Here is a 16,155-nt window from a genome sequence, read left to right as displayed (position 1 = left end):
GGTCATGCGATTCATGCTGATGATGATTCCGAGAGTGTACCAACCCGACACCCCGGCCGAAGAGAGGGCGGGTGAAGGATTCGCCCCGCCGGCCGACGCCGTCGACAAGATGATGAAGTTCAACGAGGAGCTGACGAAGGCCGGAGCGCTCATCTCGCTCGACGGGCTTCACCCGATCTCGAAGGGCGCGCGCGTTTCATTTGCGGGAGGGAAGCCGAGCGCGACCGACGGGCCCTTCATCGAGTCGAAGGAAGTGATCGGCGGCTATTGGATGCTCGACCTCAAGTCGAAGGACGAGGCGGTCCGGTGGGCGAAGCGATGCCCCGCGGTAGAGGGCGACGTCATCGAGATTCGCCAGGTGTTCGAGATGTCGGACTTTCCACCGGACGTCCGGAAGGCCGCGGACAATCCCACGGTGCGCGCACAGGTCGAAAAGCGCAAGCCGTCGTGAGGCCGTAAGGGCCGGGCCGGATCAAAATACAAGACAGGGAGGGAAATATCATGAAATATATTTGCCTTGGATACATGGATCCGAAAAAATGGGAAACGATGTCCGAGAGCGAGCGGAACGTCTTCGTCGACGACTGCTTCGCCTACGACGACGTGCTCCGGAAGAACGGGCACTTTGTCGGCGGGGAAGCGCTGCAGCCGCCCCGGAACGCCACGACGCTGCGGTTTCAGAACGGCAGGGCCTCCGTGACCGACGGCCCCTACGCCGAAACGAAGGAGCAGTTGGGCGGCATCTTGATTCTCGAGGCCAGGGATCTGAACCACGCCGTCCAGTTGATGTCCAAACACCCCGGTGTGCGGGGAGGGCCCTTCGAGATTCGCCCGGCCGCGGATTTGACGGAACTCGTGGCGGAAAGCGAGCGGCGGCGTTCAAGAACAAAATAAGGATGAGCAGAAGGGGGGGAATCCATGATAAAGATCATCGCCATCGCGGCGGTCGTTCTGATCGCCGCTCTTCTCATCTATGCCGCGACCCGGCCCGACACGTTCCGTGTCCGGCGCTCGGCGAGCATCAAAGCCCCTCCGGAGAGGATCTTTGCGCTTATCAACGATTTCCACCGTTGGGGCGCCTGGTCGCCCTGGGAGAAAATGGACCCCGCGATGCAGAGGATCCACAGCGGCGCGTCCGACGGCAAAGGCGCCGTGTACGAGTGGGAAGGCAACAACAAAGTGGGAAAAGGGCGCATGGAGATTACAGAGTCGTCGCCGCCTTCTCAGGTCACGATCAAACTGGATTTCATCAAGCCGTTTGAAGGCCACAACGTCGCCGAGTTCACGCTGGAACCCGAAGGCGATACCACAAAGGTGACGTGGGCGATGCACGGTCCCCTTCCCTACATGGCGAAGGTCATCCACGTCTTTTTCAATATGGACCGCATCGTCGGCAAGGACTTCGAGACGGGACTGGCCAACCTGAAGACCATCGCTGAAAAGTGAGAAAGGTGGTTCACATCATGCAAAAATTCGTCCCATGTTTGTGGTTCGATAGCAACGCGGAGGAAGCCGTAAATTTTTATGCCTCCATTTTCAAGAATTCAAAGATCGTGAGCGTCACTCGTTATGGGGAGGCAGGGGCAAGGGTTTCCGGAAGACCGAAGGGAACGGTCATGACCGTGACCTTCCGGCTCGACGGGCAGGAATTCATGGCCTTGAACGGCGGGCCGGTGTTCAAATTCACGGAAGCCGTGTCCTTCATCGTGAACTGCAAGACGCAGAAAGAAGTGGATGAGCTGTGGGAGAAGCTCTCCGAGGGCGGAGCCAAAGGGCAATGCGGCTGGCTTAAAGACCGGTACGGTCTATCCTGGCAAATCGTTCCCGCCGTTTTGGGCGAGATGATGAAAGACGCCGATCCCGCCCAATCGGAACGCGTCATGAAGGCGGTGCTTCAGATGAAAAAACTCGACGCCGCCGCTTTGGAGAAAGCGTGCCGGGATAAATAATCAAATCACCGGTCGCACGCGAGGGGTGATCCGGACATCCCATTTGCACACCGCGTCCCGCTCTGGTAGAATACGACACCGTTATCCATTGGACTCGCCCCATGCGCGTCACGTTTCATATCCAAAAATACAACCCGGAAAAGGATCCGAAGCCGCACGAGGAGCCGTACCGGCTCGACGTCGGGCACGGCACCACGGTGCTCGAGGCCTTGATGCGCCTGAAGAGCGAGACGGACGGCACCCTGACGTTTCGGTATGCCTGCCGCAGCGCCATTTGCGGCTCCTGCGCGATGGAGATCAACGGGACCGAGAAGCTGGCCTGCAAGACGCAGATCAGGCCCGAGCTGGAACGGCACGGCGAAATCCGGATCGGCCCGCTCAAAAACCTGCCGCTGATCAAGGACCTCGTTGTCGAGATGGGACCGTTCTGGGAAAAGATCCGGTCGATCCGGCCGTGGCTCGAACCGCTGCCGCACGAGCAGGTGGATCCGGTCCGGATGCGGGACGCCTACAAGGCCTTCAACAACGTCGAGGCCTGCATCCTGTGCGGCGCCTGCGTCGCGGCCTGCACCGTCTACGAAGTCGAAAAAGGGTTCGCGGGACCCGCGGCGCTGGCCAAGGCCTGGCGCTTCGCGGCCGATCCGCGCGAGGCGGCCGTTCCCGAACGGCTGGGGCGCTTGCAGGAAGACGGCGGGATCTGGGACTGCACGCGCTGCAATTACTGCGTCGAGGTTTGTCCGAAAGACGTCAAGCCGATGGAGGCGATCATTCTCTTGCGCCGGGCTTCCCTTCAATCCGGCCTGACGGAGACGATGGGCTCCCGCCACATCACGAGTTTTGTGGATATCATACGGCAGGAGGGCCGCTTGAACGAAGGGCTGATGCCGATGAAGGTGATCGGGTTCCGGATCAAAGACTTCCTGCGGATTCTCCCGCTGGGAATCCGGATGTTTCTGAAGGGGAAGGTTCCGTTTCCGTTTAAGCTGAGGTCGGCCATCCCGGGAATGAAACAGGTCCGGTCGATTTTTGACGCGCGCCGCGCTCGAAAGAAATAAGCGAGCATCCGCTTTGCCGGTGCGAGCGCGGGGGTACGGGGGGCATGTGAGGACCTTATTTCTGTCCCGCCGCAGCGGCCCCCCGATATAAAAGGAGTCGAGAATGAAATTCGCCCTGTACACCGGATGCGCCGCGAAAGGGGCCTGTCCGGAGCTCTACCAGTCCACGATGCTGGTCACCAAACGGCTCGGGATCGAGGTCGTCGAGATGCTGAACGCCGCCTGCTGCGGGGCCGGCGTGATCACGGAGGCCGATCCCGATCTCGCGCTGGCGATCAACGCCCGCACCTTCGCGCAGGCCGAGGCGCTCGGCCTGGACATCATGACGATTTGCGGGACCTGCCAGGGCGTGATGGCCATGGCCAACTACCGGCTCAAGACCGAAGAGGGCCTGCTGGACCGGATCAACGCGCTCCTCGCGCCCGATGGCGTGCGGTACAACGGCCGGGTCGAGATCAAACACCTTCTTTGGATCATCGTGGGCGATATCGGGATCGACGTGCTGCGGGGTTATGTGACCCGGCCCTTGGAGAATCTCCGCATCGCCCCGTTTTACGGCTGCTATATCCTTCGTCCGTCCAAGTATCTCGGTTTCGACGATCCGGAGAATCCGGTTTCGCTTGAAAAGGTGATCTCGGTCTTGAGCGCCCATCCGGTCGATTACGAGGGAAGGACGAAATGCTGCGGTTTTCCGCTCGTGCTCGAAAAGGAGCCTATCGCGATCGGCATGGTGGGCGCCAACCTGAAAGAGGCGAAGGACGAACTGGCCGACGCCATGGTCACGCCGTGTCCGCTCTGTCACATGAATCTCGACATCTATCAGGGCAAGGCCGAAAAGAAAATCGGCGAGAAACTGGGCCTTCCGATCCTCCATCTTCCCCAGCTCATCGGCTTGGCGATGGGATTTCAGGCGAAGGAACTCGGGCTCTCGCGCCATCTGGTTCCGACCGAAGCGGTGGTCGAGAAGATCCAATTGAAGGTGTAAACGAACCGTGCATCTCTTCGATCTTCAAAAAAACCGGAGCTTCTCGCCCGACAAGCTCAAGAAGAATAATCTCGCCGAAACGGACCGCTTCTTCTGCGACCTGTATTGCCTCGAATCCGGGCAGGAGCAGATGCCGCATCTTCATCCGGACTCCGACAAGATCTATATCGTTCTGGAGGGCCGCGGCCGGTTTCGAATCGGCCCCGAAGAGCGCGAGATCGGCCGAGATCGTGGCGTCCTGGCCCCGGCCGGCGTCGAGCACGGCGTGAAGAACAGTTCGAGCGAACGGTTGGTTCTTCTGGTCTTCATGGCGCCAAAACCTTGATCGCATCCCTATAGAATTCCGTTATGTCCCGCTCCCTGTCTCCGCTCCCATCGTAGCCCCCATCCGGTTGTATGAACTCATTGCACCTACCATCGCTTGACTCCTCATCAATCACGGTTTCTTCGCCGATTGACAGGATACAGGAATGTGGTACATTTTTACTGGTTGCATACAACAGAACTGTCAATGACTTAAGAAAAATTTTAGGTTGGTTTCAGATTGGGAAGACAAGCGGAGTGACGAACAAGATGTCGGCGCTTTGAACTTGTAAACGATCGGCCGGCGCGTGAAAAGCCCGCATGGAATGTTCCGCCTCCTTATTTTTACCTGCCTTCTGTTCACCAATGTGTTTGACGTATTAGCCGCAACCGACGAAACACTGGAATTCTTTCAAGAGGAAGCCCAAGTGACCACCGCCTCCCGTCGTCCCCAATCCGTCCAGGAGGCGCCGGTAGCGGTGGAAGTCATCACGACCGAGGAAATCAAAGCATCGGGAGTCACGAATCTCTGGGACCTTATGCGCTTTCGGTTGGGCATGGACATATTGGACGGCCACCAGACGGTGCTCGGTAATCGTGCGATCGTCTCGATTCGCGGCTTTGACGAAGCGTTTGCCCGTAACATTTTAGTTTTGGTGGATGGCCGAAGCGTTTATGCAACGGACTCGGGAGGGGTCTATTGGGCCCAGCTTCCCATCGGAATTCAAGACATCGACCGCATTGAGATCATTCGAGGGCCCAATGCGGCCCTTTATGGCACCGGGGCGGCCTTGGGGGTCATCAATATTATTACCAAAAAGCCCGGCGGGGCAACGACCGCCACGATCCAGGGGGCCGGTGGGAACCAAGGCACCGTGATGACATCTGAAGCTCTGAATAGTTCGATCCGCGCGTTTGACTTCCGACTCAGTCATAGTTACTTGGAGCAGGGACCGTTTGACAGCGCTACGGGCGGAACAGCGACAAATGATTTTCTTCACAGCAACAAAGCCAACATGCGACTCCGGCGGGACCTGACGAATGGATCCGATTTGGAGTTCTTTGCCGGAGGCTCGTGGAACACCTCCGGGTTTGCCAATGCTCAGGAGTCACAAGATAACTTTAGCCAGCATTTCGAAATGCTCAAATTCCAGGCCAAAATCTCGGACAACTCGCATTTGGAGATTTCAAGTTCTCATTCCACATTCACGAACATCATTGACCCGACTCCCACCGGCGACATCAACCATCTTCAGAACGACCGATTTGACGAAGAAATCCTTCACCGCATCGACTGGGGGAATGGACGTTTAAACAGCACCTATGGGTTGAATTATCAAGGCACCCGGGTCGATTCTCAGAATACATTCGTTGGACATCCCGATGTGAATGACGCCATCCGCCGCGCATTTTTCAACCAGACAGGGCGCGTCACCGATCAGGTAACGCTCGTGGGAGCCTTGGCCTTCGAAGGGACTCGAACCGAGAAGCCGCACGCAAACTACCAATTAGCATCCCTATGGGCGCCGGTGGAGAACCAATCCTTCCGGGCGACTTATTCCGTTGCGCATACCGTTCCGACTCTCCGACAACTTTTTGTCAACCAACAGCTGAATGATTCCGTGGCGAGGGTGGGAAATCCCGATCTGAAACCCGAGAAACTGACATCGTACGAGGTCGGATATCTCGGCCATTGGCTGGAGCATCACTTGGAAGCCGAGTCGAACCTTTTTTACACCCGCATTGACGGAATCGATGATGACGCCGATCTGGGGCCATGGCCGAACAATCCGTCCGTGGCGGCCTTGGGCTTTGTCAACACCAACCAGGCTGTTGCGAAGGGAGCGGAACTGCAATTCAAATATCGGTTCACGACGAGACAGTCGATGTACGTAAACTACACGTACGAACACATCACGGACAAAAGCGGCAACGAGGGTGAGATCACCAAGAATACCCCGCCGCACAAGGTGAACCTGGGCGCGATGGCCGACTTCGGCGGCGGATTCTCGGGGAGTTTCAACCTGGGATATAAGGACAGTTACTTCATCACCAATATCACCGATTCGGTCACTGTGCCAACGTACTGGCGACTGGATGCACGCCTCGCGTACGCCTCGCCCTGGTATAAGAATGCTGAGTTTTACATAGCCGGGCAGAACCTGCTGAAGGCACGGCATGTGGAATTCGCCGACGGCCTGGCAGTTCCCCGGACCTACACCGGCGGTGTCTCGATCACGTTCGACTAGCGAGTTTTTGAACCCTGAAAGTTCCCCCCAAATGGAAATGGGCAGCGCTAAGTATCTAACTTGGGTTCTCACCGCTGGAATGTGGCTCGCCGCATCCGGCACCGGGTGGGCCCAGGACGTTGTGGCGGTCCTGAGCTCGAACCTGGTGCCTTACCGGGAAGCCCTCGAAGGGTTCCAAGAGGTGTTCGGGGAATCCGTCCCTACCTACAACCTATCAGAGAATAGTCCCAAACTTCCCCCCGGCACCCGCGTCGTTGTTTCCTTCGGCGGAAAAGCCGCCCTGTTCCCCTATCCGGAAGCCGTAACCTTGATCTACGCCATGGCTCCGGGGATCGATTTTAAATTCGCAAAACGTCCCGGGCCTTCGGTCCAGATCGAGATGCTTACGGATGAACGCGCGATCGTTCCGAAGCTCAAAGACATCCAGCCCGCGTTGAAAAGACTGGCGGTGCTCTGGGTTTCCAACTCCATCGACGATAACGTCGAGAGGATGCAGGAGGCGTCGGCGCCGATGGAGATCGAGATCGTTCCCGAGCGGTTGAAAAGTCCGGATGAACTGCCGGAGCGACTTCGATCCATTTATAAGGATGTCGATGCCATCTGGTTGATGCCCGATCCGTTTCTGATCAATTCCCAGAGTTTCGCCGTGCTCAAGGAGTTCTCCTGGTCCAACAAAGTCCCGCTGTATGTTCCCGCTGCGGGGCTCGTGGAACAAGGAGCGACTGCTTCAATATCGGCGAGCTTCCGCGAAATCGGTCGGGCGGCGGCTTCGGCCGCACGGCGGGTCCTGGCGAAGAAACCGGTTGAGGATCCGGTATATCCGGAAAAGGTCGAGACCGTTCTAAGCCTCAAAGCTGCAACGAATGCGGGACTCCTCATTCCGCCCGACGTCGTGAAGAGCCTCGACAAGGTCGTGCCATGAGGCTTCAAACCAAGGTGGTCATTTTTTTAATTCTGGTGAGTTCTTTGTCGGCCGGGCTGGTCATTTGGTTTTCGACCTATGTCGTCCATGCCGTTTTATTGGAGGAGGTGGTTAAGCGGGGATTTTTGGCAACGAAGAGCCTACCGGCCGTGACCGCATCGGGAATTCAGACCGAGAACGAGCAGGCGTTGCTTTCGGCCTTGCAATCCGGACTTGAACGTACCGGCGCCGTTTACGCCATGGCGCTGGATCCAACCGGCCGGGTCTTGGCCCATACCAACGTGGTCGAAAAGGGGCAGATCTATCGGGACCCCTTGACGGTATCGGACTTGCGTTCCGACCGGCCGAGATACGAGCGAATCATGATAAACGGCCAGCCCGTTTTGGACATAGCTCTCCCGGTCTGGGCGGTCCAAGAGGCCCGATCCGGCGAGGAGTTTCTCCTCTTCGGCGGCAAGGAGCTGAGAGAGACCACGCGTCTGGGCACGTTGCGTTTGGGGCTGCCGATCGGCGACGTTTTGAAGACAATCGAACGGATTTCACAGCGGGTGATCGTCATTATGATAATCAGCGGAACGGCCGTGCTGCTGATGACGTTGTTTTTTATGCGACGGATCGTGTTACGGATACGGGTTCTCGCCCAGGGGACCGAACGAATCGGTCAAGGCGAGTACGGCGCGACCGTGCCGGTTCTTTCGCACGACGAATTGGGGGACTTGGCCCGGAGCTTCAATCAAATGAGCCATGATCTGGCCTTTGTACATCAAAATTTGGAAAATCAGGTCAAGCTTCGAACGAAGGAGTTGGAAGGGTTTGTGTACACCGTTTCGCACGATTTGAAATCGCCGGTCGTTTCTATTCAGGGGATGGCCTCCCTCTTCCTGGAAAGTTACGGAGATAAGGTGGATGAAAAGGGGAAACATTATCTCGAGAGGGTCGTCGCGAATACGAATTTCATGGAACAGCTGATCAACGATCTTCTGACCCTTTCCAGAATCGGGCGGATGCAGGAGAACCCGGAGATGTCGGATGTCCGGACCGTGATCGGGGAAATCCTCGAGGTGCATAAAGAAAGATTCAGGGCCAAGGGGATCGACGTGGTCCTCCAATCTCCGCTTCCTGCGTTTGTATTCGGCCGCGGCCATCTGAATCAGTTGTTCCAAAACCTGATCACGAATGCCGCCAAATTCATGGGGGACCAGGCCCGGCCGAGGATCGAAATCGGGGGGCGCGAGATGGAGAAAGAAGTGGAGTTCTACGTCAAGGACAACGGCATCGGGATCGATCCCGCCTATCACGAAAAGATTTTCGGCATTTTCCAGAGACTCCAGGAGGTCGAAGTGGAGGGAACGGGGATCGGTCTCTCGATTGTTAAAAAGATCGTCGATCTCGCAGGCGGGAAGATCCGGCTCGAATCCCAAAAGGGGCAGGGGACGACGTTCTTCGTCCAATTTCCTCGCGCAAAGGCGTGAGCGATTGACAATTCTTCGGACTGTGATACGTTAATTCGGAGGAAACCGATGGACATTCTTCTGGTTGAAGATAACCCCGATCACGCCGAACTGACCCGCCAGGTTCTCGACGAAGGCCAAGTGGCGAATCGGGTCTACTGGGTCAAGGACGGACGGGAAGCGCTCGATTATCTGTTCCGGATCGGAAAGTATGCGTCCGCGGCCCGTCCCGGCCTCATCCTTTTGGACATCAACCTTCCCAAGGTCGGCGGGATCGATGTCTTAAAAGCCGTCAAGCAGGACGAGGACCTTCGGATGATTCCGGTGATCATGCTCACGACGTCCGACCGCGAGGAAGAGATCGTCAAGTCGTACAGCGGCGGCGCCAACAGCTATATCACCAAGCCGGTCAAGTTTCAGGATTTCATGGAGAAGGTGAGGGCGCTGAAGTTCTACTGGCTGCTGACCAACCGCGGTCTGAAGACCGACGAGTGACGCATCCGTCCATGCCGGGGGAAACCGTGCATCTGCTTTTAGTCGAAGATAATCCGGATCAGGCGGAGCTGACCCGTACCGTTTTTGAAAAGCAGGCTCCCTCCGTTCGAATCACGACCGTGGCGAACGGCCAAGCCGCGTTGGACGCGCTCGCCGGGTCCCCGTTCAACGCCATGATTCTGGACTACAGTCTGCCCCGCATGAACGGTCTGGAGGTTTTGGATCGGATTCAAGAACGCCGGTATACGGTTCCGGTGATCATGGTCACGGGACAGGGCGATGAAACGGTCGCGGTCGAGGCCATGAAAAAGGGGGCGTACGATTACATCCTCAAAACAAAAAATTATCAGGAGATCCTCCCCCGACTGGTTCAAAAGGTGGTTGAAAAGCGCCAGCTCAAGAACCGTTTGGACGAGGCCACCTTGCGGGCCCGCCGACTTTACGAAGTCTCCCTCGCCGTTACAAAAGAACGAAAGATCGATGTCCTGGTCCAATCCCTGGTCGAGGGTGTGCGACAACTCTTGCAGACCGAAGGGGCTCTTCTTCTCCTGATCGACCCGGAACGGAACGAAATCCGTTCCGCGATCGCTTCCGGCATCGAGCTGGATCGCTGTTCCTTTCCGTGTCCGGCGGCCTCCCTGGGTCTTTGGACTCTGGCCCGGACCGAGCGGCGCCCGGTGATGATTGAAACGCCCGAACAACATCCCCTCTGGAAAGCGACGCCGGCTCTGCGACCTTCCATGAGAAACCTTCTCGCGGTTCCGATGGTTCGGCAGGGAATCGTCGAAGGGATCCTGGCCGCCGTGAATACGCAGGGCGCATCCGCCTTTTCCCCGGAAGACATGGATCCCCTGTCCACGCTCGCCGTTCATGCGGCCGTGGCGATCGACAACGCCCGATTCTTGCAAGATGTGGAGCGGCAGGCCATTACCGACGGCTTGACCGGTCTCTACAATCATCGGGAATTTCAGAGGCGGCTGGGGGAAGAAGTGGAACGGGGAAAGCGTTACGGAAAAGACTTTTCCATGCTGATGCTGGATATCGATCATTTCAAATCCTTCAACGACACCTACGGCCATCCGATGGGGGATGCCGTCTTAAAGGAAATCGCGAAGGTGATCCAACAATCGATCCGGAACGTGGACATCGCGTCCCGATACGGCGGCGAGGAGTTTACGGTCATCCTTCCGGAGACGACCGGCCAACGGGCCAAAATCGTCGCGGAGCGGATTCGGGGGTCGATCGACGAAGAGCGCTTCGCCGGGGCCTCCGGACACCCGGCGCGTTTATCGGTCAGCATCGGCATGGCCTCGTTTCCGGCGGATGCCGATTCCCGCGAGCGGCTGATCACGGTCGCCGACGAAGCCCTCTATTTCGCCAAGGAGGGGGGACGAAACAAGGTTTGCAGTTACAGCGACACGCTCAAATCGGCCATTGAGAAAGACCAGCGGAAGCTCACCGATATGCTGAACAATCCGAAGATGAAAACGTTCTGGGACCTTGCAACGGCCATCGACGGAAAAAGCCCCTACACGCGGGGCCACACCGAAGCCGTTGTCCAGTTCGCGATGCATCTCGCGGAGGCCTTGAATCTGGGCGAAAATGACAAGAAGAGTCTGCAATTGGCCAGCCTGTTGCACAATATCGGGATGGTCAGCGTTCCCGACACCCTTCTCAATAAACCCGGACCGCTTTCCCTGGAGGAAAAAAAGATTGTCCAGGCCCATCCCGCCCTGGCCGAAATGCTGGCCAAAGAATCAACGCAATTGGACGGGGTCCTCCCGGCGATTCTCTATCATCATGAGCGTTACGACGGCCACGGCTACCCGAACGGTCTGCGGGGGGAGGAGATCCCGTTTCTGGCCCGTGTTCTCGGCGTGGTCGAGGCCTACCAGGCGATGATCTCCGTCCGCCCCTATCGACCCCGGCTGACCGTCGAGGCGGCGGCGGAGGAGCTTCGACAAAACGCCGGCCGTCAGTTCGATCCCCGTATTGTCGAGACCTTCCTCCGGATCTTGAAGCCGTCCGGGTAGGGGCGCGTCTTGTTCTTCCGGCCGTGCGCCTGCGATTCACCCTTCCCGACTCGAATCCGGTTCATGTGCAAGATCTCTTGCAACATGATATGATAGCGGCATGGCCGGGCCTCGATCCGATTGCGTCGTCGTTCATTATCACGAGATCGCCCTCAAGGGCGATAACCGTCCGATGTTCGTGCGCCGGCTGGCCGAAAACCTTCGAAAGGCCGCCCGCGATCTCGGAGGCGTCCGGATTTTGACCCCCTACGGGAGGATTCTGATCGAGCTGCAGGAAGGTCTGGACTGGTCGATCCTGCGCGAGCGAATCGGCGGAGTCTTCGGCGTCGCCAATTTCTCGCCGGCCTACCGGACTGCCCGTGAACCGGAGGCGATGGAGGCTTTTCTCGATCCGGTCCTCGCCGGAAAGTCGTTCGAAAGCTTCCGCATCGCGGCCCGGCGAAGCGACAAGAATTATCCGATGACCTCGGTGGAGTTGAACCATCGGCTGGGCCGTTACGTTCAGGATAAGACGAAGGCCCGCGTGGATCTGAAAAATCCGGAGTTCACGATCCATGTCGAGCTGCTCCGGAAGGAGTCCCTGGTTTATTTTGAAAAGCACGACGGGCCGGGAGGGCTGCCCGTGGGCGTCAGCGGGCATGTGCTGAGCCTGATCTCCGGCGGGATCGATTCCCCCGTGGCCTCGTATCTGATGATGAAGCGCGGCTGCACCGTCGGCTTTGTCCATTTCCACGGCTCGCCTTATTTGACCCGGGCCTCGCTCGAAAAAGCGGAGGAGTTGGTGCAGCATTTGACGCGGCATCAATTCGCGTCGCGCCTTTATGCCGTGGCGTTCGGGGAGATCCAGCGCTTGATCGTCTTAAGCGCGCCGCCGGCCCTTCGCGTCGTTTTATACCGGAGGTTTATGCTCCGGATCGCGGAGGAGATCGCCCGACGGGAGCGGGCGAAGGCCGTCGTGACGGGTGAAAATCTGGGGCAGGTGGCCTCCCAGACGCTGGAGAATCTTACGGCGATCCAGGCCGCCGCGCGTCTTCCCATCCTCCGGCCCCTGATCGGTTTCGACAAGGAGGAAATCATCGAGCTGGCCAGGACCATCGGGACCTATTCCGTCTCGATTCAACCGGACCAGGACTGTTGCCGGCTCTTCATCCCCCCGCACCCGACCGTCGCGGCCGAAATGAACGAGGTCGAAAAAGCGGAACGCGACCTGAACGTTCCGGATCTTGTGAAGATGGGACTGGAGACGGCGCAACGGACGGAGTTCACCTTTCCTTGAGCCGTCGACCGCCCGATATGCGACCCGGATCTCGTTTAACGCGGGGAGGCCCATGAACCGATTCGCCATCATCACCGCCGCCGGCCCGGACCGGCCCGGTATCGTCGCCGGGATCACGCGCGTCCTCTACGAAACCGGCTGCAACATCGAGGACACCAGCATGACCCTTCTCCGGGGCGAATTCGCGATGATGCTGATTGTGCGACTCCCACGACGGCCGGATTCCATGTCGATCGAAGCCCGGTTCAAGAACGTCCAAAAGACCCTGGGCCTTTCCCTTCTGGTCCGGCCTCTCTCGACGAAGGAGGGGCGCCGGGAGCCGAGGCCCGGCGGGCGTCCGCACATTCTTTCGGTTTACGGGTCCGATCGGCCCGGAATCGTCTATCGCGTGACCCGGCTGCTCGCCTCGCGCGGGATCAATATCACGGACATGAACACCCGCGTGATCGGTCCAAACGGCCGGCCGGTCTATGTGATGATCCTGGAGGTCGATATTCCCGGGAAAGTTCGGATCGGGCCCCTCGCGGACGCCCTTCGGAAATTACAAAAGGTGATGAAAGTGGACGTCGCCCTTCATCCGGTCGAGTCGGCCCAATTCTGAGATGGCCGTCCAAAAAATTCTTCAATATCCCCATCCGATCCTGAAAGGCCGCTCGGAGCCGGTTCGGACGATCGACGAGCGGGCCGGCCGGATCATCAAAAACCTTCTCGACACCCTCGCGGCCTCTCCCGGCGTCGCCATCGCCGCGCCCCAGATCGGCGAGGCGCACCGGATCATCGTCTGCGACGTCTCGAGGAAGATCAAGGACAAGCACCACGGGCGGGTCATCCTCATCAACCCGATCCTTCGACACCGGGAGGGAAAAAAGATCGTCCGGGAGGGCTGTCTGAGCGTGCCGGACTATACCGGAAACGTGAACCGGTTCGAGACCGTTTGGGTGGAGGGCCTGGATCCGCGGGGAAAACCGGTCGGCTTCACGGCGGAAGGCTTCGAGGCCCTGGCCCTCCAGCACGAGGTGGATCACCTGGACGGCCTTCTGTTTCTGGACCGGATCGCCTCGCTCAGCACCGATCTTTTCAGGCGGAAAGCGTTTTAGCGGAGGGATGGGTTTCATGTCCGAAAAGAGCATCGAGGTCGCGGCCGCCGTGATCGTCCGGGATGGACGTTACCTGATCACGCAACGATTGAAGACGAGCCCTCTCGGAGGCCTGTGGGAGTTCCCGGGGGGCAAGCGCCATCCCGATGAATCCCTTCAGGATTGCCTTCGTCGTGAACTCAAGGAGGAGCTGGACATCTCGGTACGGGTGGGCGAGGAACTGAAAGTGATCCGGCATGCCTATCCGGGCTACAGCGTCAGGCTGCACTTCTTCCGCTGCGCGATTTTAGACGGGACCCCGCGATCGCTGGGAAACCAGGCCTACCGGTGGGTATCCGGTTCCGAACTGTCGCAATTTGATTTCCCCGAGGCGAACAGGCCGCTCATTAAAGACCTGCAGAATTATCCCTGAGCCGGCAATTGGAGGATGTGGAGAAGGCGGGTCAACCGATGGGCCTTTTCCTTGTCTTTAAGCTGGCTGTAAGCGTAAACCAGGTTGCGGAGCATCCGCGTCAGAATGTCGCGGACGGTAGCGGAAGAGAACTGATTGGACTGGATTTCATATCCGGAATTCAGCAGAAACCGGATGCATTCCTCGCGCGTCAGGATCTGTCCCTGATGAAAGGCGTCCAAAAAAAGACAACCGTCCTCCCGTTCGTACTTCAGCATGAAATGACCGGGGAGCCCGACGCCGGAGATGGGCAGGCCCAGCCGCTTCGCGACGAGCAGGTAGACCACGGAGAGGCTGATGGGGATGCCGGCGCGTTGTTCCAGAACGCGGTTGAGGTAACTGTTGTCGGGATTGTAATAATCCTCGGTGTTTCCGTGAAACCCCAGCTCCTCGAATAGATGGCGGTTGATGCCGTGGATGACTTCTTCGGGACGATTCTTCCGGATGGAGCGGTTGGAGATTTCATCCGCGATACGGTCCAACGCAAGACGGGTGGCGGCCGGATCGAGATCCGGGCAGCCGAAGCGCGCGATCAGCAGGCTGCCTTCCTCCAGGTCCGGATCGGCCTCTCCGAAACCGGCATAGTCCCGAAATCGGTTTTCCAGGTCGTTCTGTCGAATCTGCTCCACCACGGTTTGGAGCTGGCCGCGGATATGGGGGGCGGCGGCCGTCTTGGCCCGCTCCAAGGAGGGGACCACCTCGGGTCCGATATCGATCAAGGTTTGTCGGACGAGATCGACCGTCTTCTCATCCTGATCCGACAACAAGGTGAAGATCGCATTGAATTGTCGATCGAAGGAAGGATTCATCAAGGCTTATTGTATCAAAAAAGGAAGATCCTTGCAACCTTGACATTTCAACCGCGGTGAACTAAGATGGGCAATATCCATTTGAGGAGTAACGAGGCATACCAAGGCATACCCATGAAGCGCCCCCTGGCCGTGATGATGAACAGAAACATGCGGACGATTCAGACGGGGTCGACCCTCCTGGCCGCCGCCCAGCTGATGCGGGAGGTTCAAGTCGGCGCGTTGTTGGTGGAAGAAAACGGCCACCTGGTCGGGGTCGTCAGCGAGACGGATCTGGTCCGAAAGGCGATGGCCGAAGGCCGGGATATTCAGCAGGAGAAGGTCCGGGCGATCATGAGCAGCCCGATCATTACGATCGATATCGACCGCCCGGCCAGCGACGCCAGCGATCTGATGAGCGAGAAGGGGATCCGGCATCTGGCCGTGACGGACAGCGGAAAGATCGTCGGCGTCATCTCCGTGCGCGATCTTCTCCGGTATTATAAGAACTGGGGCGCGTTCTGACGGGCGGCAGGATTTTTAAACGGCATGAAAACAAAAGGCCCCGTTTGGCGGGGCCTTCTTTTTATCCGGAACGAATCTTGAAATAGTCGCTCAGGCGGCCGCGAACTTGCCCGCCATGGGACCCGTGCGGACTTTCCCCCAGGATTTTGCGGGATCAATCTCCTTGCCCGGGTTAATCTTCCTCGCCTTCTCCAGTAGGGCTTCCTTGGACTCCGCCACGGCGGGATCCGGGATGCAGCACTCATCCACCGGGCAGACCGCGGCGCATTGAGGTTCGTCAAAATGGCCGACGCATTCCGTGCAGCGGTCGAACGAAATCACGTAGATCCCGTCTCCCACGCCGATGCCTTCGGTCACCGTGCATTCTTTGGCTTCCGACGCGCTCCGATTCTCAAAAATCGCTTCGTTCGGGCATTCGGGCAGACACGCGCCGCAGTTGATGCAGTTATCGGCAATCAGTAATGACATAGGCTCTCCCCTTTCTCAATAGTTGGCACTTTTTATAATCGTTCATGGTGGTCACCATAACGGCGTTATCGTTTGTTATAGAGACCGTATTTTAGCGTACCCATTTTA

19 protein-coding genes are annotated in these 16,155 nt (G+C 58.2%); 17 read left to right on the top strand and 2 right to left on the bottom strand.

Features of this window, described 5'->3' with window-relative positions:
• The first annotated feature begins 4 nt into the window (after positions 1-4).
• The 16 genes from VLY20_04500 to VLY20_04425 all read left to right on the top strand — a co-directional run bounded on the left by VLY20_04500 (position 5) and on the right by VLY20_04425 (position 14,227).
• Positions 5-451: a YciI family protein gene (locus VLY20_04500; GenBank protein HUK55898.1), complete on the top strand. Its 447-nt coding sequence runs from the start codon at positions 5-7 to the stop codon at positions 449-451.
• Positions 452-501: 50 nt separating this feature from the next.
• Positions 502-894 carry a YciI family protein gene (locus tag VLY20_04495; GenBank protein HUK55897.1) on the top strand — a complete coding sequence of 131 codons (393 nt, stop codon included), beginning with the start codon at positions 502-504 and terminating at the stop codon, positions 892-894.
• Positions 895-918: 24 nt separating this feature from the next.
• Positions 919-1,446: an SRPBCC family protein gene (locus VLY20_04490; protein ID HUK55896.1), complete on the top strand. Its 528-nt coding sequence runs from the start codon at positions 919-921 to the stop codon at positions 1,444-1,446.
• Positions 1,447-1,463: 17 nt separating this feature from the next.
• Positions 1,464-1,949, top strand: coding sequence for a VOC family protein (locus VLY20_04485; protein ID HUK55895.1), 486 nt, complete (start codon positions 1,464-1,466; stop codon positions 1,947-1,949).
• A gap of 101 nt (positions 1,950-2,050) precedes the next feature.
• Positions 2,051-3,004 (top strand): succinate dehydrogenase/fumarate reductase iron-sulfur subunit, encoded by a 954-nt coding sequence (locus VLY20_04480; GenBank protein HUK55894.1) that lies wholly within the window; start codon positions 2,051-2,053, stop codon positions 3,002-3,004.
• 103 nt (positions 3,005-3,107) lie between these two features.
• The gene (locus VLY20_04475) at positions 3,108-3,989 is read left to right on the top strand and encodes a CoB--CoM heterodisulfide reductase iron-sulfur subunit B family protein (GenBank protein HUK55893.1); all 882 of its coding nucleotides are present in this window, start codon (positions 3,108-3,110) and stop codon (positions 3,987-3,989) included.
• A 7-nt stretch (positions 3,990-3,996) separates the two neighbouring features.
• The gene (locus VLY20_04470; protein HUK55892.1) at positions 3,997-4,314 is read left to right on the top strand and encodes a cupin domain-containing protein; all 318 of its coding nucleotides are present in this window, start codon (positions 3,997-3,999) and stop codon (positions 4,312-4,314) included.
• A 304-nt stretch (positions 4,315-4,618) separates the two neighbouring features.
• Complete coding sequence (locus VLY20_04465) at positions 4,619-6,541, top strand: TonB-dependent receptor (protein HUK55891.1); 1,923 nt, start codon at positions 4,619-4,621, stop codon at positions 6,539-6,541.
• Positions 6,542-6,620: 79 nt separating this feature from the next.
• Positions 6,621-7,463 carry an ABC transporter substrate binding protein gene (locus tag VLY20_04460; GenBank protein HUK55890.1) on the top strand — a complete coding sequence of 281 codons (843 nt, stop codon included), beginning with the start codon at positions 6,621-6,623 and terminating at the stop codon, positions 7,461-7,463.
• Complete coding sequence (locus tag VLY20_04455) at positions 7,460-8,935, top strand: ATP-binding protein (protein ID HUK55889.1); 1,476 nt, start codon at positions 7,460-7,462, stop codon at positions 8,933-8,935. The genes VLY20_04460 and VLY20_04455 overlap by 4 nt, the downstream gene beginning before the upstream one ends.
• A 48-nt stretch (positions 8,936-8,983) precedes the next feature.
• Positions 8,984-9,409 (top strand): response regulator, encoded by a 426-nt coding sequence (locus tag VLY20_04450; protein HUK55888.1) that lies wholly within the window; start codon positions 8,984-8,986, stop codon positions 9,407-9,409.
• An 11-nt stretch (positions 9,410-9,420) separates the two neighbouring features.
• Positions 9,421-11,442, top strand: a complete 2,022-nt coding sequence (locus VLY20_04445; protein ID HUK55887.1) for a diguanylate cyclase — start codon at positions 9,421-9,423, stop codon at positions 11,440-11,442.
• 100 nt (positions 11,443-11,542) lie between these two features.
• Positions 11,543-12,718 (top strand): tRNA uracil 4-sulfurtransferase ThiI, encoded by a 1,176-nt coding sequence (gene thiI / locus VLY20_04440; GenBank protein ID HUK55886.1) that lies wholly within the window; start codon positions 11,543-11,545, stop codon positions 12,716-12,718.
• Positions 12,719-12,770: 52 nt separating this feature from the next.
• A complete protein-coding gene (locus VLY20_04435; GenBank protein ID HUK55885.1) occupies positions 12,771-13,319 on the top strand; it encodes an ACT domain-containing protein in 549 nt (182 codons plus the stop codon).
• Position 13,320: 1 nt separating this feature from the next.
• Positions 13,321-13,815, top strand: coding sequence for a peptide deformylase (gene def, locus VLY20_04430; protein ID HUK55884.1), 495 nt, complete (start codon positions 13,321-13,323; stop codon positions 13,813-13,815).
• A 16-nt stretch (positions 13,816-13,831) separates the two neighbouring features.
• Entirely contained in the window at positions 13,832-14,227 is a 396-nt protein-coding gene (locus VLY20_04425) for a (deoxy)nucleoside triphosphate pyrophosphohydrolase (GenBank protein ID HUK55883.1), read from the top strand.
• Here the strand turns inward: VLY20_04425 and VLY20_04420 are convergent.
• Positions 14,218-15,075: a transglutaminase-like domain-containing protein gene (locus tag VLY20_04420; protein ID HUK55882.1), complete on the bottom strand. Its 858-nt coding sequence runs from the start codon at positions 15,073-15,075 to the stop codon at positions 14,218-14,220. The two genes, VLY20_04425 and VLY20_04420, sit on opposite strands and share 10 nt — an antisense overlap.
• Before the next feature lie 114 nt (positions 15,076-15,189).
• Here VLY20_04420 and VLY20_04415 point away from each other — a divergent pair, with 114 nt between their 5' ends.
• The gene (locus tag VLY20_04415) at positions 15,190-15,579 is read left to right on the top strand and encodes a CBS domain-containing protein (GenBank protein HUK55881.1); all 390 of its coding nucleotides are present in this window, start codon (positions 15,190-15,192) and stop codon (positions 15,577-15,579) included.
• A 90-nt stretch (positions 15,580-15,669) separates the two neighbouring features.
• On the opposite strand, the gene VLY20_04410 is transcribed toward VLY20_04415, so the two are convergent.
• The gene (locus VLY20_04410; protein ID HUK55880.1) at positions 15,670-16,047 is read right to left on the bottom strand and encodes a 4Fe-4S dicluster domain-containing protein; all 378 of its coding nucleotides are present in this window, start codon (positions 16,045-16,047) and stop codon (positions 15,670-15,672) included.
• Positions 16,048-16,155 lie beyond the last annotated feature (108 nt).

The organism is Nitrospiria bacterium, from assembly GCA_035517655.1.
Classification (GTDB): domain Bacteria; phylum Nitrospirota; class Nitrospiria; order JACQBZ01; family JACQBZ01; genus JACQBZ01.
This window is presented reverse-complemented; position numbering and strand designations above follow the sequence as displayed.

Excerpts from the sequence above, each read along its gene's own strand:
- VLY20_04500 (HUK55898.1), top strand. The coding sequence starts at position 5 with ATGCGATTCATGCTGATGATGATTCCGAGAGTGTACCAACCCGACACC.
- VLY20_04495 (HUK55897.1), top strand. The coding sequence starts at position 502 with ATGAAATATATTTGCCTTGGATACATGGATCCGAAAAAATGGGAAACG.
- VLY20_04490 (HUK55896.1), top strand. The coding sequence starts at position 919 with ATGATAAAGATCATCGCCATCGCGGCGGTCGTTCTGATCGCCGCTCTT.
- VLY20_04485 (HUK55895.1), top strand. The coding sequence starts at position 1,464 with ATGCAAAAATTCGTCCCATGTTTGTGGTTCGATAGCAACGCGGAGGAA.
- VLY20_04480 (HUK55894.1), top strand. The coding sequence starts at position 2,051 with ATGCGCGTCACGTTTCATATCCAAAAATACAACCCGGAAAAGGATCCG.
- VLY20_04475 (HUK55893.1), top strand. The coding sequence starts at position 3,108 with ATGAAATTCGCCCTGTACACCGGATGCGCCGCGAAAGGGGCCTGTCCG.
- VLY20_04465 (HUK55891.1), top strand. The coding sequence starts at position 4,619 with ATGTTCCGCCTCCTTATTTTTACCTGCCTTCTGTTCACCAATGTGTTT.
- VLY20_04460 (HUK55890.1), top strand. The coding sequence starts at position 6,621 with ATGTGGCTCGCCGCATCCGGCACCGGGTGGGCCCAGGACGTTGTGGCG.
- VLY20_04455 (HUK55889.1), top strand. The coding sequence starts at position 7,460 with ATGAGGCTTCAAACCAAGGTGGTCATTTTTTTAATTCTGGTGAGTTCT.
- VLY20_04450 (HUK55888.1), top strand. The coding sequence starts at position 8,984 with ATGGACATTCTTCTGGTTGAAGATAACCCCGATCACGCCGAACTGACC.
- VLY20_04445 (HUK55887.1), top strand. The coding sequence starts at position 9,421 with ATGCCGGGGGAAACCGTGCATCTGCTTTTAGTCGAAGATAATCCGGAT.
- thiI (HUK55886.1), top strand. The coding sequence starts at position 11,543 with ATGGCCGGGCCTCGATCCGATTGCGTCGTCGTTCATTATCACGAGATC.
- VLY20_04435 (HUK55885.1), top strand. The coding sequence starts at position 12,771 with ATGAACCGATTCGCCATCATCACCGCCGCCGGCCCGGACCGGCCCGGT.
- def (HUK55884.1), top strand. The coding sequence starts at position 13,321 with ATGGCCGTCCAAAAAATTCTTCAATATCCCCATCCGATCCTGAAAGGC.
- VLY20_04425 (HUK55883.1), top strand. The coding sequence starts at position 13,832 with ATGTCCGAAAAGAGCATCGAGGTCGCGGCCGCCGTGATCGTCCGGGAT.
- VLY20_04420 (HUK55882.1), bottom strand. The coding sequence starts at position 15,075 with ATGAATCCTTCCTTCGATCGACAATTCAATGCGATCTTCACCTTGTTG.
- VLY20_04415 (HUK55881.1), top strand. The coding sequence starts at position 15,190 with ATGAAGCGCCCCCTGGCCGTGATGATGAACAGAAACATGCGGACGATT.
- VLY20_04410 (HUK55880.1), bottom strand. The coding sequence starts at position 16,047 with ATGTCATTACTGATTGCCGATAACTGCATCAACTGCGGCGCGTGTCTG.